11 protein-coding genes are annotated in these 13,389 nt (G+C 75.2%); 4 read left to right on the top strand and 7 right to left on the bottom strand.

Annotated features, from left to right (window positions below; genetic code table 11):
* The first annotated feature begins 29 nt into the window (after window positions 1-29).
* Window positions 30-986 (top strand): TAXI family TRAP transporter solute-binding subunit, encoded by a 957-nt coding sequence (locus LPU61_RS05945; RefSeq protein ID WP_043964323.1) that lies wholly within the window; start codon window positions 30-32, stop codon window positions 984-986.
* A 4-nt stretch (window positions 987-990) separates the two neighbouring features.
* Here LPU61_RS05945 and LPU61_RS05940 read toward each other — a convergent pair whose 3' ends face one another.
* Together LPU61_RS05940 and LPU61_RS05935 are read right to left on the bottom strand one after the other, a co-directional pair.
* Complete coding sequence (locus LPU61_RS05940; protein WP_043962786.1) at window positions 991-2,409, bottom strand: ATP-binding protein; 1,419 nt, start codon at window positions 2,407-2,409, stop codon at window positions 991-993.
* Window positions 2,410-2,419: 10 nt separating this feature from the next.
* Window positions 2,420-3,076, bottom strand: coding sequence for a response regulator transcription factor (locus LPU61_RS05935; RefSeq protein ID WP_043962785.1), 657 nt, complete (start codon window positions 3,074-3,076; stop codon window positions 2,420-2,422).
* Window positions 3,077-3,238: 162 nt separating this feature from the next.
* Between LPU61_RS05935 and LPU61_RS05930 the strand changes: the two genes are divergently transcribed.
* Together LPU61_RS05930 and LPU61_RS05925 are read left to right on the top strand one after the other, a co-directional pair.
* On the top strand, window positions 3,239-3,577 hold the full coding sequence (locus LPU61_RS05930; protein WP_043962784.1) for a DUF952 domain-containing protein: 339 nt from the start codon (window positions 3,239-3,241) through the stop codon (window positions 3,575-3,577).
* Window positions 3,578-3,740: 163 nt separating this feature from the next.
* Window positions 3,741-4,283, top strand: a complete 543-nt coding sequence (locus LPU61_RS05925) for an acyltransferase (RefSeq protein WP_229404356.1) — start codon at window positions 3,741-3,743, stop codon at window positions 4,281-4,283.
* A 57-nt stretch (window positions 4,284-4,340) separates the two neighbouring features.
* On the opposite strand, the gene LPU61_RS05920 is transcribed toward LPU61_RS05925, so the two are convergent.
* The 4 genes from LPU61_RS05920 to LPU61_RS05905 form a co-directional block, all read right to left on the bottom strand.
* A complete protein-coding gene (locus LPU61_RS05920; RefSeq protein WP_374199605.1) occupies window positions 4,341-6,098 on the bottom strand; it encodes a CDP-glycerol glycerophosphotransferase family protein in 1,758 nt (585 codons plus the stop codon).
* Between the two features lie 231 nt (window positions 6,099-6,329).
* Complete coding sequence (locus LPU61_RS05915; protein ID WP_229404355.1) at window positions 6,330-8,612, bottom strand: DUF6077 domain-containing protein; 2,283 nt, start codon at window positions 8,610-8,612, stop codon at window positions 6,330-6,332.
* A gap of 168 nt (window positions 8,613-8,780) precedes the next feature.
* Window positions 8,781-9,743 carry a Gfo/Idh/MocA family protein gene (locus LPU61_RS05910; RefSeq protein WP_229404354.1) on the bottom strand — a complete coding sequence of 321 codons (963 nt, stop codon included), beginning with the start codon at window positions 9,741-9,743 and terminating at the stop codon, window positions 8,781-8,783.
* Window positions 9,740-10,840 (bottom strand): DegT/DnrJ/EryC1/StrS aminotransferase family protein, encoded by a 1,101-nt coding sequence (locus LPU61_RS05905; protein WP_229404353.1) that lies wholly within the window; start codon window positions 10,838-10,840, stop codon window positions 9,740-9,742. Before LPU61_RS05905 ends, LPU61_RS05910 begins: the two co-directional genes overlap by 4 nt.
* A gap of 204 nt (window positions 10,841-11,044) precedes the next feature.
* Between LPU61_RS05905 and LPU61_RS05900 the strand changes: the two genes are divergently transcribed.
* On the top strand, window positions 11,045-12,118 hold the full coding sequence (locus LPU61_RS05900; protein ID WP_229404352.1) for a lysylphosphatidylglycerol synthase domain-containing protein: 1,074 nt from the start codon (window positions 11,045-11,047) through the stop codon (window positions 12,116-12,118).
* 18 nt (window positions 12,119-12,136) lie between these two features.
* On the opposite strand, the gene LPU61_RS05895 is transcribed toward LPU61_RS05900, so the two are convergent.
* Window positions 12,137-13,375, bottom strand: a complete 1,239-nt coding sequence (locus tag LPU61_RS05895) for an acyl-CoA reductase (protein ID WP_229404351.1) — start codon at window positions 13,373-13,375, stop codon at window positions 12,137-12,139.
* Between the last annotated feature and the right edge of the window lie 14 nt (window positions 13,376-13,389).

The raw sequence follows: 13,389 nt of genomic DNA, 5'->3' as shown, positions 1-13,389 counted from the left end.
GCGGCGGTGCACCGCGCAGAGTGCACCGGGTGAGCCGTAGCTGGACTGTGCCCCCGCGCGCCGCCGGCGTGGCGGCGCTGCTGCTGGTGCTGGTCGCGGCGGCGCCCGGGCTCGCCGGCTGCCAGGACTCGCCGGGCGAACCGGTGCCGATCCGCATCGCCACCGGCAGTCCCACGGCCGTCTACCACGCGTTCGGCCGGTCGCTGGCCGGCATCCTCAACCGGGAGCTGCCCGGGGTCCGGGCGAGCGTGGTGGTGACCGCCGCCTCGGCGGAGAACATGCGCCTGGTGGGCGCGGGCCAGGCCGAGCTGGGCTTCACCCAGGCCGACGTGCTGCCCACCGAGCGGGAGGAGCACCCGAGGGTCCTGGCGGTGGCGCGGGTCTACGACGATCTGCTGCACCTGGTCACCACGGCCGGCAGCCCGGTCCGCACGGTGGCCGACCTGCGGGGCCGGCGGGTCTCCGTCGGCGCGCCCGGCTCCGGCACGGAGGTCACCGCCACCCGGCTGCTGGAGGTCGCCCACCTCGGCGGCACCGCCGTGCGCCGGGAACGGCTCGGCCTCGACGACTCCGTCGCCGCGCTGCGCGCCGGCCGCATCGACGCGTTCTTCTTCTCCGGCGGGCTGCCGGTGCGCGGCGTCGAGGAACTCGCCGCCGGCAGCGCCGTGCGGATCGTCGACTTGGGCGAATGGACCGAGCCGCTGCGGCGCAGCTACCGCGAGGTCTACGTGTCCCGCGACATCCCCCGCTCGGTGTACGGGGTCGAGCCGGTCACGACCGTGGCGAACCCGAACTACCTGGTGGTCCGGGCGGACCTGCCGGAGCCACTGGTGCGCGAGGTGACCCGGCTGCTGATGGAGCGCCGGGCGGAGCTGGCGGCGGCCCACCCGGCGGCCGGGCGGATGAGCCCCCGGTCGGCGATCGCCACCGCCCCGTTGCCGCTGCATCCGGGGGCCGCCGCCTGGTACCGGTCGGCCAAGCCCTGACCGGTCAGCCGGCGTCGTCCGCGGCCGGGGCGGGCGCGGGTGCCGCGTCGACCGCGTCGGGGGCCGGGAACCACAGGCCGGCCACCAGCCCGCGCGGCTGCCCCGGCCGCATGGTGAGCCGGCCGTCGGAGGCGTCGACGAGGACCGCCACGATGGTCAGCCCGAGCCCCGCCCCGTCGACGTTCTGCACCTCCGGGGCCCGCCAGAACCGCTCGGTGGCCCGGTCGAGCTGGTCGAGGGTCATGCCCGGTCCGGTGTCCCGGACCTCCAGGGCCACCCCGTCGTCGGCCCGCCCGACGCTCACCGTCACCTCGCCGCCCGTGCCGCTGAACTTCACCGCGTTGTCGATCAGGGCGTCGAGCGCCTGGTCGACCGCGGTCGGCACGGTCCGGGCGTACGCCGGGCCGTCGGCCGTGGCCAGGCGGAGGGTGACCGACCGGTGCCGGGCCAGCGGCTGCCACGCGGCGACCCGCGACGCGGCCACGGCCGCCGCGTCGACGGTGACCCGCTGGTTCTCCTCGCGCTCGGCGCGCGCCAGGGTGAGCAGGGCGTCGAGCAGCAGCGCCAGCCGGTCGGTCTCCTCCAGCGCGAGCCGGTGCTCGGCCCGCCCCTGCGGATCGGTCAGGCTCGGCCCCAGCTCCTCCACCCGCAGTCGCAGGGCGGTCAGCGGGTTGCGCAGCTGGTGGCTGGCGTGGGCGACGAACGCCCGCTGCCGGTCCATCACGTCGGACACCACGTCGGCCATGTTGTTGAAGCTCGCCGCCAGGCGGCGCAGCTCCGGCGGGCCCAGCCGGTGCTGGACCCGGGCCCCCCGGTCCCCCTCGGCGATCTCGTGGGTGACGGCGTCCAGCTCGGTGACCGGACGCAGCACCCACCCGGCCAGCCCGAACGCGGTGAGCACGCAGGCCAGCACGGCGACGATGCCGGTCGCCGCGAGCAGCAGCCACCACGCGGTGACGGTACGGCGCAGCGCGCCGGCCGGAGTGGTGATGACGACGGCGCCGAGCACCTCGCCGCCGTCGTTGATCGGCACCGCCACCACGACGGGCCCGTCCGCCCACGGCCACACCGAGCCCGGGGCGCTGAACTGCTGCCCGGCCAGCGCGTTGTCCAGCGCCGACTCGGTCCCGGCACCCGACCGCCAGCTGCGCGACGCCACCACCGTGCGGCGGTCCCGGTCGACCACCGCCGCGCCGATGCCGTACAGCTCGTCGTAGCTGCTCAGCTCGCCGCCGATGGGCCCGGGGACGCCGCCGCGCAGCGCCGGCCCGGCGAGCGAGGCGAACCGGGTGGCGTCGGCGAGCCGGTCGGCGCGCACCAGGTCGGTCTCCCGGGTGGCCAGGGTCGCCGCGAGCGGGGTCTCCAGCGCGACGAGCACCAGCACCATCAGCAGCAGGTAGCTGATGACCAGCCGACGACGCACGGGGCTCCCCTCACTCCCCGCGCAGCCGGTAGCCGACCCCGCGTACGGTCTCCACCAACCGGGGGTCGCCCAGCTTGCCGCGCAGCGACCCGACGTGCACCTCCACGGTGTGCCGGTCGGCCCAGGTGGTGCCCCACACGTCCAGCAGGATCCGGTCGCGGGACACCGCCACCCCGAGCTGCCGGGCCAGCGACACCAGGATGTCGAACTCCTTGCGGGTGAGGGTGACCTCCCGGCCCGCGACCGTGACGGTCCGGGCGGCGACGTCGATGCGCACGGGCCCCGCCTCGATCACGTCCCGCTCCGGGGCGGCGTGCGCGGCCCGACGCAGCACCGCCTCGATCCGGGCCTGCAGCTCGACCATCGAGAAGGGCTTCACCACGTAGTCGTCGGCGCCCAGCCGCAGGCCCAGGACGCGGTCGCGTTCCTCGCCCCGGGCGGTGACGGCGATGATGCCGAGCTGGGCGCTGCGCCGGCGCAGGGCGCGGCACAGGTCGGTGCCGTCGCCGTCGGGCAGGGTCAGGTCGAGCAGCACCAGGTCGCAGGGCGCGGCGCGCAGCGCCGCCGCGACGGTGGCCGCGTGCTCCACCTCGTAGCCGCGGCGGGTCAGGGCGGACGACAGGGCGGCGGCCACCCGACGGTCGTCCTCGACCAGCAGGATGCGCAACCCGCCTCCCCGGTTCCTCGTTCTCGACCGTGGAATGGTCGCAGACGTGCCGGCCGGGCGGGAGGGCCGCCCGGTCAGTCCCCGTGTGCCCGTCCCGCGCGGCCGTCCCGGCGGCCCGCCGGTCCCGGCCCGCCGGGACGGTCCCGGCCGTAGGCTGCCGGGGTGATCTACAAACTGCTGACCGGTACGGAGTGGGACGCCGCCCGCGCCGCCGGGCACTTCGCCGGCTCGGCGGTGGACCGCCAGGACGGGTTCATCCACCTCTCCGCCGCCGGTCAACTGGTCGAGACCGCCCGGCGGCACTTCGCCGGCGCCACCGGGCTGACCCTGCTCGCCGTCGATCCGGCGGCGCTCGGCGCGGCGCTGCGCTGGGAGCCGTCGCGGGGCGGCGAGCTCTTCCCCCACCTGTACGCGGCGCTGCCGGTCGCCGCCGTGGTCGAGGCGCACGCCCTGCCGGCCGACGTGCCGGCCGCCGACGCGGTCGCGCGCCTGCTGGGCTGACCGCTCGCTATGCTCACTCCCGGCCGACGCCCCGGCCGGGCCCTCCGAGCCCACCCCCGGGCGCGGCAGCCCCCGATCCCGCGCGGACGGCGGCGAAACACCCGCCGTCGTTCCGCCGCGCCCACCGCCGGCGCCCGGCGCCCCGAGCGATGCGAGTTGAAGGATGACTGACACCACCGAACAGCCTGCCGCGACCTTCGTCCACCCCAGCGCCGACGTGGAGGAGGGCGCCCGCGTGGGCGACGGCACCAAGGTCTGGCACCTGGCCCACATCCGGTCCAGCGCCCGGGTCGGCGCCGGCTGCGTGATCGGTCGCAACGTGTACGTCGACGCCGGCGTCACCATCGGCGACCTCGTGAAGATCCAGAACAACGTGTCGGTGTACCAGGGCGTGACCATCGAGGACGAAGTCTTCGTCGGCCCGTGCGCCGTCTTCACCAACGACCTGCGCCCCCGGGCGCAGAACCCGGACTGGACCATCACGCCGACGCTGGTCCGCCGGGGCGCGTCGATCGGCGCGAACGCCACCCTCGTGTGCGGGGTCGAGATCGGCGAGTACGCGATGGTCGCCGCCGGTTCGGTGGTCACCCGGGACGTGGCGCCGTACCAGCTGGTCGCCGGCAACCCGGCGCGGCCGAAGGGCTGGGTGGACGAGAAGGGTGAGGTCGTCTCCCGCGACGTGACCAGCCCGCGCCGCCCCGACTGACGGTGGTACGGCGAAAGGGGGCGGCAGGTGCCGCCCCCTTTCGCCTGGCGTCGCCGATCAGCCGCAGAGGCGGCCGATCTCCTGCCGGAACCGCTCCATCGAGTTCGGCTCGTCCGGGCCGAGCAGGTAGACCTTCAGGTCCCGGCGGGCCTCGGTCATCGGGTCGTCGCCGGCCCGGGTGAGCGCGACGATCTTCTCCAGCTCGCCGCAGTCGCGCGACAGCAGGTACGCGCCCCGGGAGGTGGGGAAGTTGCGGCGGAAGTCGTCCTCGGGCAGGCCGCTCGGGTTCGCCACCACGTACGGGCGCTGGCTCTGCACGAAGTCGGAGACCACGCTGGAGATGTCGCTGATCAGCAGGTCCGTCTGGTTGAAGCAGTCGAACAGGGCCGGGACCCGGCCGGTGACGACCCGGTGGCGGGGGCCGTCGAGGGAGCTGGCGTCGATGTCGCCGCCGGCCGCGCCGATCAGCTCCACCACCCGCTCGTGGACGGCCTTCGCCTCCTTGGACCGGGTGCCGGTCAGCGGGTGCGGCTTGTAGATCAGCCGCAGCGACGGGCGGGCGGCGAGCAGGCCCCGGACGATCCGCTCCCCCATCAGCACCAGCGACGTGTGGTACGGGTCGTCGTCGAGCCACCCCTCCCACGTCGGCGCGTAGAGCACGGTGAAGGGCCGGTCGGGCGACTCCGAGCCGAACGTGTGCACGCCCGCGAGCTGCGGCCGTCCGATCTCGACGATGTCGGCGTCCAGCACGCCGACGCCGGCCCGCGCGTACCGCTCCCGGCCCGCCAGGCCGGCGACCCACACCTCGTCGTACACCTTGCTGTACGGGTTGACGCTGGCCTGCTTGTCGCTGTCGCCGTGCCCGACGAAGACGTGCTTCATGCCCGGCTCCCGGAGCATGTGGATGTTCGCGCCGACGTTCGCCGCGTACATGGCGGCGCGGACGCTGCCCAGCTCCAGGTTCATGAAGTCCACCCCGGCCGGCACGCAGATCACCGGCAGCCGGGTGTCGGCCAGCTCGTTGAACGCCTCGCGGCTGCGCATCAGCACCACGGCCCGCCGTTCGAGGGCCTCGGTGGGAGCCAGCCACATGTTGGCCTGGTAGACGTCCTTCGCGGGGCCGGCGAAGTAGAGGGCGACCTCGGGCCGGTAGGAGTCCAGCCACTTCTGCACCGCCGGCAGCACCGGGCTCTTGCCGGTGCCCCGGCCCCGCAGCCAGGTCAGCGCGACGATGCCGCCGGCCACGGCCGCGGCGAGCACGGCGGCGGCAGCGCCGGCCAGCACCGGCGCGGCGTCGTCCCACAGCGCCGAGAGCACGGCCGCCGGGACCAGCAGCAGGTTGCACATGGCGAGCCGCTCACCGGCGACCCCGGCCGCCCACTCGGGCGGGCGCGGCGCCGAGCGCATCGGGCCGAGGTCGATGTTGCGTACCAGCGCGGAGACCGGGTTGCGCCGGTCGATCATGCGGTTCAGCGCCCCGGCGAAGACCGCGATCACCCAGGTCACGGCGGGCAGCAGCAGGATCGCGGTCAGCTCGACCGAGCTGGGCCGGATCGCCGAGACCACGAGCAGCACGGCCGAGAGGTCGCGGGTGAGCTGCCGGTAGCCGCGGCCGAGGCCGACCTTCTCCAGCAGCGTCATGGTGGGCGTCGACCACCGGGCGAGGGCGAACTCACCGGCGATCGCGGCGATCCCGCTCACCGCGAACACCCAGACCGCGCCGAGGGCTCCCGCGGCGAGCGCGATCAGGTAGAAGAGCAGCAGCACGGCCCCGCGAGCGGCCACGCCCGCCGGTCCCATCAACTTGCCGAACAACGGTTACTCTCCCCCAACGAGATCGGCGACGGGGCCGGGCCCCGTGCGGGACCGGCCTCCTCGTTCAGTGCGGCTAGCGGCGGGGACCCCCCGTGCGTCGTCCTGGTCCCACTCGCCCCCAGACCTTAACGCGAGACGAACGGCGAGCCATATTCGGGTATTACGGGCTTCGTCCCGTTGCTACCCGATCGGCCCCCGACCGCGCCGTCGGGCGGGTCGGGGACCGGCCGTTCAGGGCTGCCGGAAGCAGCGGACGGCGCCGGGGGCGAACCGCCGGGCGTACATCTCGTAGCCGAGCCGCTTGAGGGCGGCCTTGGCCTCCAGGTTGACCCAGTAGACGCAGATGGTAGTCACGTCGAGCCGCTCGATGGACGCTTTCACCTCCGCGTCGGGGGCGATCGCCGTGCCGTCGGCGAACGCGGCCAGGCGCTGCCGGTCGCGGACGAAGTCGGAGTTCTGGTCGTACTCGACGAGGTAGCCGTCGCGGGGCATCACGACCCGCAGCCGGCTGCTGACGATGGGCGCGACCCGCATCAGCGTCGACGGGGCGAGCAGCAGGCCCGGCTCGCGGGGCAGCCCGTCGATCCACTGGACGATCTCCAGGCGCTGCTGCGGAAGCTTCCACAGCGGGCGCGGCGCCACCTCCATGAAGCTGTCCCTGCTCCACATCGGCACGCCGAACGTCGCGAAGCAGAAGATCAGCGAGCTGGCGACGATGAGGCCGACCAGCCGGGACACCCACGGCAGCCGGGGCAGCCGGACGGTGCAGAGGATCCCGATCAGGCCGGGCAGGGCGAGGATCCAGGGCACCCGCCACAGCACCGCGGACACGCCGCTGGCCTCGGCGAGCGCCTCCAGCACGCCCGGCACGAACAGCACGCTCATGGTCAGCGCCGCGCCGGCGGCGAGCAGCCGGGGCGCGCGCCCCCGGACGAGCAGGGGCGCCAGCCACAGGGCGAGGCCGCCGATGACGCCGAGCACGCCCACCAGCAGGGTGCGGCGGTAGGTGCCCTCGGCGTCGAAGAACTGGGTCTCGCCCCCGGCGGTGGCGACCGGCCCGAGCACCAGCCGGGACACCAGCACCCCGCCGATCGGGTAGGCGAGCGCGGCGACGCCCGCGGCCAGCGCCGCCCCCCAGCGGCCCACCAGGAGCATCGCCAGGCCGGCCGCGCCGACCAGCAGCGGCAGGATGATCGCGGACGTCGTGGACAGCCCGGTCGCCACCACGGACAGCGCGGCGATCAGGAACAGCTTCCACCTCGACCGGGATTCGAACCAGTCGGTCAGGTAGACCCACATGAGCGGGACGACCGCCGAGACGAACATGCCCTTGCCCTCGTAGAGCCGGGGCAGGTGGAAGGTGCCGAGCGCGGCGTCCGAGCCGACCACCAGGTAGAGGTAGGTGACGGCCACGACGAACGCCAGCACCGGACGGCGGGGCGCCCAGCGGTGCACCAGCCGCCACAGGGCCAGCACCGCGAGCACGGCCAGGGCCGGCAGCAGCACGAACCAGGTGGCGTCGGCGGCGTGCAGGCCCAGGAACCGGGCGAGCGCACCGGCGAAGACCTCGATCGAGGCGGTCGGCGGCTGGGTGCTCAGCGGGGCGGCCACGTTCTCGGTGAACAGGAAGTCGCGCACCGGGACGATGTCCCGCTCGGCCACCCACACCGACTTGCCGACGTAGAAGACGTCGTCCTTGCTGTTGCGGGCCATGTAGAGCGAGGAGACCGCGACCCCGGCCGAGACGAGCAGCACGAAGAGCGCCTGCCAGCCCGTGGCGGTCGGCTCCGGCGGACCGGTGCGGGCCAGCCAGGCCCGGCGGGCCAGCAGCGCCGCGCCGACGGACGCGGCGAGCCCCAGGCCGGTCGGCACCCACCACGACGCGAGCCCGCCCATGCCGGCGGTGACGGCGGCGCCGATGCCGACCCCGGCGGTGACCACGCCGACGGCGAGCCACCACCAGCGCGCCCTCCCGGCCGGCGCGGGGTCGGCGGGTGCGGCCGGCGGCGCAGGCGCGGCGCGGCGACGCCGTAGGGCGCGGACCACCCCGAGCACCACGGCGAGGACGGCGAGGACGCCACAGCACCACAGCCAGCTCAGGAACATCACCGACGGTCGCAGCTCGGCCACGAAGCCCGCGTGGTAGATCACCGTGAACAGCGCGAACGCCAGTACGGCGGCGTCGGTGATCCGGCGCGGGAGGGCACCGAAGGCGGCCCCGAACCGCCGGGGGAAGGACAGCCGCGCGGGGGCGGTCGGGGCGTCGGGGGCGCGCTCCGGCGCGGGCGGCTGCTCGGCCGGGTCGGCGGGCTCGGCGCTCGCGGCCGGCTCGTCCTGCGGTGTGCCGGGCTCGTCCTGCGGTGTCGCGGGGCGGTCGTCGGGCGTCTCCGGCTGGGCCTCGCGCGTGCCGGGCGGGTCCTGCGGCGTCTCGGGCTGGTCGTCCGGGGCGCGGGGCAGGTCCTCCGGCGCGCGCTGGTCCTCCACTGCCAGGGCGTCGTCTGCGACGTTCGGCACAGGGGATTCCTTGATTTCTGTCGAGGATTCTGTCGAGTCGGAAGGCGGGCCGTCGGGGCTCGCCCTCGGCGGGCGGCGGCGGCCGGCCGGGCGCACGGTGGGCAAGCCTACCCGAACGCGATCGCCGGCCCGGCCGGCGACACGAGGCCGCCGCCCGGGCCCGCGTGGTCAGCCGTGGTCGACGAAGAGCCGGCCGACGGCCCGGTGCGCCGGGAGGATCGACCGCCGCTCCGCGTCGGCGTCGGCGGTGCCGGCGAGGAGGTCCAGGAAGTGGTCGAGCTGGGCGGCCAGCGGCTCCCGGCCGGAGACCAGCTCCGGCACCTCCATGATGCTCTGCTGCCGGTAGCCCCGGCCGTCGGGCGTCGCCGCGTCGAGCGACACGTGCCGGTAGATGGTGACGTCCCGCCGGATCAGGTCCGCCTCGATCAGCCGATCCACCTCGCTGACGACCAGCGTCCGCACCTTCCGCTGGCCGATCCGGCTCGCCGAGACGTTGGCCAGCGCCGCGCCGCCGAAGGTCAGCAGGGCCTCGGCGACGTCCTCCGCGCCGGGCAGCGAGGACGGGTGGAAGTGGCCCAGCACCCCGCGTACGTCGGTCGGCTCCTGGCCGCCGAACGCCCGGATGGCCAGGTCGACGTCGTGGATCAGCAGGTCCCAGGCCACGCCGGTGCGGATCCGCGGCGCGTACGGTGAGTGCCGGGTGACCGTGAGGTGCACCGGGTTGTCGACCAGGGCGAGCGCGGTGAGCACCGCCGGGTTGAACCGCTCCAGCAGCCCGCACAGCAGCGGGACCCCGCGCTTCTCGGCGGTGGCCACGATGTCCTCGGTCTCGTCGAGGCTGCCGCAGACCGGCTTCTCGATCAGCAGCGGCTTGTCGGCGGCGAGCACCTCACCGGCGAGCGCGTGGTGGAACTCGGTGGGGGCGGCGATCACCACCGCGTCGACGCCGGACAGGTCCGACCCGTCGGGCGTCCACCGCGCGCCGTACCGGTCGGCGACCGCCCGGCCGACGGCCTCGCGGGGCTCGACGACCCGCACCAGCCGGGCCCGGTCGGACTGGGCGATGACCCGGGCGTGCAGGGCCCCCATCACGCCCGTGCCGACGAGGGCGAAGCGCACCGGGGCCGTCACGCGCCCGCCGCCTTGCGGACGGCCTCGACGACCCGGTCGACGTCGCCGTCGGCGAGGTGGTGGTGCACCGGCAGGGACAGGCACTGCCGCGCCACCCGCTCGGTGACCGGGGCGGGGTCGGCGACCACCCGGGGGTGCTCCCGGTAGCAGTCGTAGTCGTAGACCGCCTTCGGGTAGTAGATGCCGCAGCCCACCCCCTGCTCGCCCAGCCGGGCGGCCACCTCGTCGCGGCTGACCGGCGCGGCGTCGGTGACCAGCACGGTGTACTGGTGCCAGACGTGCGTCCGGCCCGGCAGCTCGGCCGGCAGGCGCAGCCCCGGCACGTCCGCCAGGCCGGCGTGCAGCCGGGCCGCGTTGGCCCTGCGCCGCGCGACGGTGTCGGCGTAGCCGGCCAGCTGCGGGATGCCGAGGGCGGCCTGCAGGTCGGTGAGCCGGTAGTTGTGGCCGGCCACCTCGTACTGGTAGCGCTGGCGCATGCCCTGGTTGCGCAGCACCCGGAGCCGGTCGGCGAGGACGGCGTCGTCGGTGGTGATCATGCCGCCCTCGCCGGTGGTGAGGTTCTTCGTGGCGTACAGGGAGAAGGTGCCCAGGCCGAAGCTGCCGGCCCCCTGCCCGCCGACCGTCGCGCCGAGTGACTGCGCGGTGTCCTCGACCAGGCCCAGGCCGTGCCGCTCGACCAGGGGGACGATCGCGCCCATGTCGGCCGGCTGGCCGTACAGGTGCACCGGCATGACGACCCGGGTGCGCGGGCCGATCGCGGCGGCGAGGGCCACCGGGTCCAGGCAGAAGTCGTCCTCTCGGATGTCGGCGAACCGCGCGGTGGCGCCGGCCTCGAGGATCGCGTTGAGGGTGGCGACGAACGTGAACGGGCTCGTGACGACCTCGTCGCCGGGCCGCAGGTCGAGCACCTCCAGGGCGGCGACCAGCGCCGTCGTGCCGTTGTTGACCGCCACCGCGTGCTCCACCCCGACCAGGTCGGCGAACTCGCGTTCCAGCCGGGCCACCATCGGGCCCTGCGCCAGCACGCCGGAGCGGATCACCTCCACCGCCAGCTGTTCGGCCTTCTCGTCGAGTTTCACGACGGAAATGGGGATCACAGCACGTCTCCTCGGGGTCGGTGGCAGCGAGCACGGTAACAGCGGCGGACGTCGACACGACGGGCGGTGGCCGGCGTCGCGGTAGGAATTCCGCGCGGGCGCGCCGGACGAGTGGGGGCGCGCGGCCTGGGCTAGTGTAGTGCCCTGCTCGGTCCGTCCTCACTTTCCGCTACGGACGAAACGCGACGCGGAGGCACGTTACGCATGGTTCAGACCGTCACGCGGAAGAATGTCGTCACCTCCGGTGCCCCGGAGTCGACCGACGTTCCCGCCGCCCCGGCCGGCCCGCTGAAGCGATGGCTGTCGCTGGGCGTCCGCGTCGCCGTCGTCGTCGCCATCGCCGCCGGGATGGTCTGGAGCGTCGTCGACCAGTGGCCGCAGGTCCGGTCGACGTGGCTGGGCCTGGCCTGGCAGTCGGTGGTGCTGTCCGTCCTCGCGGCGCTCGCCGGAATGGTGGCCAACACGATGGCCTGGCGGGCCGCCGTGCGCGACCTGGAGCACCGGGTGTCCGTGCCCGCCGCCCTGCGCATCTGCCTGGTGGGCCAGCTCGGCAAGTACATCCCCGGCAGCGTGTGGGCGTACGTGCTCCAGGTCGAGCTGAGCCGGCGGGCCGGCCTGCCCCGGGCCCGCGCCTTCCTGGCCACCCTGGTCTCCCTGGGCCTCGGCGTGACGGCCGCGCTGGGCCTCGGCCTGCTGAGCCTGCCGGCGCTGCGCGACGCGGCCGGCGGGGGCGACTCCACCTACGCCGACTCGGTGCGGGTCGCGCTGTGGATCGTGGCGGTGCTGTTCCCGGTCGCGCTGGTCTGCGCGGTGCCGCGGGTGCTCACCGCGCTGGTGCAGCTCGCCCTGCGGGTGCTGCGCCGCCCGCCGCTGGAGCACCGCCTCACCTGGCCGGGTGTGTCGCGGGTGGTGGGCTGGAGCGCGCTGGGCTACGCCCTGTTCGGCGTGCACCTGTGGCTGCTGGCCAACGCCCAGGCCACCCCCGGCATGGAGGGGCTGCTGCGCAGCGTCGGGTCGTTCGCCATCGCGATGACCGTCGGCATGTTCGCCTTCCTCTCCCCCTCCGGGCTGGGCGTACGGGAGGCCGTGCTGGTCGCCGCGCTGGCCCCGTTCCTGGAGGGCAACGGCGGCGTCGGCGCGGCGATGGGCATCGCGCTGGCGTCCCGGCTCATCTTCACCATCGCCGACGTGCTCGCCGCCGGCCTGGCCGCCCTGTCCGGGGTGCGCCAGCTCCGCCGGGCGGCCCCGGCCGAGGCGGCCACCACCTCCGCCGGGTAGGACGCCCGGAGGCAGGGGTCAGCGGGTGACGACGCTGGTGATCCGGGTGAACTCGCGCATCAGGTCGTACCCGTCCCAGGTCGCGGCGAAGCTCAGCGCGTCGCCGACCGGCACGATCCGGTCCACCCCGCGCCCGCCCAGCGCGCGGGCGAAGGCGACCAGCTCGTCGGCGGCGAAGCCGAAGTGGGTGACGGTCTGGTCGCGGCGCACCACCACCGGCGCGAGGTCGGCGAGGCTGTCGAGGCGGGCCTGCGGGAACGTGCCGACGCCGAGCCAGCGGCGCGGGATGTCGCCCGGCCCGGCCAGCTCCACCGTCGCCAGGTCGTTGCCGTCGAAGTGGATGGCCGTCGCCACCCCCTCCACGGCCAGGCCGTAGGTGGCGACCCGCTTCTCCACCGCCATCGCGGCGTCCACCTCGGGCCGCTTGCCGTCGAGCACCGTACGCAGCCGGGCCAGCAGGTCCGCGCGGGCGGCTTCGGTGGTGGCCGGGTCGCCGACCCAGTAGACGGTGCGGGGCGAGGCGCAGGCGGCCTGGTCGAACCAGTACGAGTCGTTGTAGAGGCCGAGGGCGGCGGCGTCGCGCTCGGCCTCGGCGGCGGCGAGCCAGCCGGCCGCCCCGATCACCGTGAACGACGACCGGTCCGGGAAGGTCAGGTCCCGGGCGTGCGGGGCGAGCGGGTGCCGGCGGATCTCGCCGACGGACCGGTCGCCGCCCCAGATCACCCGCAGGTCCGCGGCGGCCGACAGCACGGCGGTCACCGCGTCGTCCCGCCCGTACGTGACCATCCGCTGGGTCTGCCGGACCACGTCGTCGGCGTCTGCGAGGGTGTCGTCGAGCGCGTCGAGCACCGCGTCGGCGGCACCCGCCGACCGGGACGAGATCCGTACCACGTTGGCGTTGCCGGCGAGCGCGGACAGCGCCCACGAGTAGACGAAGATGGTGTCCACGTTGGCCGGCGGCACGTGGAAGACCAGCCCTCGGGGGAAGCGGAGCTGGCCGGGCTCGTCCGCGACCCGGGCCAGGGTCTTGGCGATCTCGCCCCGGCGCAGGAAGAACCCGAGGGAGGCCAGCTCCGGGTGCCGGCGGGCCACCGCCGGGCGCAGCAGCCGCCGGGCGAACGCCACCAGGAACTCGACGATCCGGTCGTCGCCGACGGTCAGCGGGCCGCCGGCCGGCACCGCGCGCAGCGCGCCGACCAGGTCGTCGACGGCGGTCGCGCCGCCGGCCGGGAACCGCTCGACGACCTTGCCGCTCATGCCCGCCCCTCGCT

Source organism: Micromonospora sp. NBRC 110038 (genome assembly GCF_020884815.1).
Taxonomy (GTDB): Bacteria; Actinomycetota; Actinomycetes; order Mycobacteriales; family Micromonosporaceae; genus Micromonospora; species Micromonospora haikouensis.
This window is presented reverse-complemented; position numbering and strand designations above follow the sequence as displayed.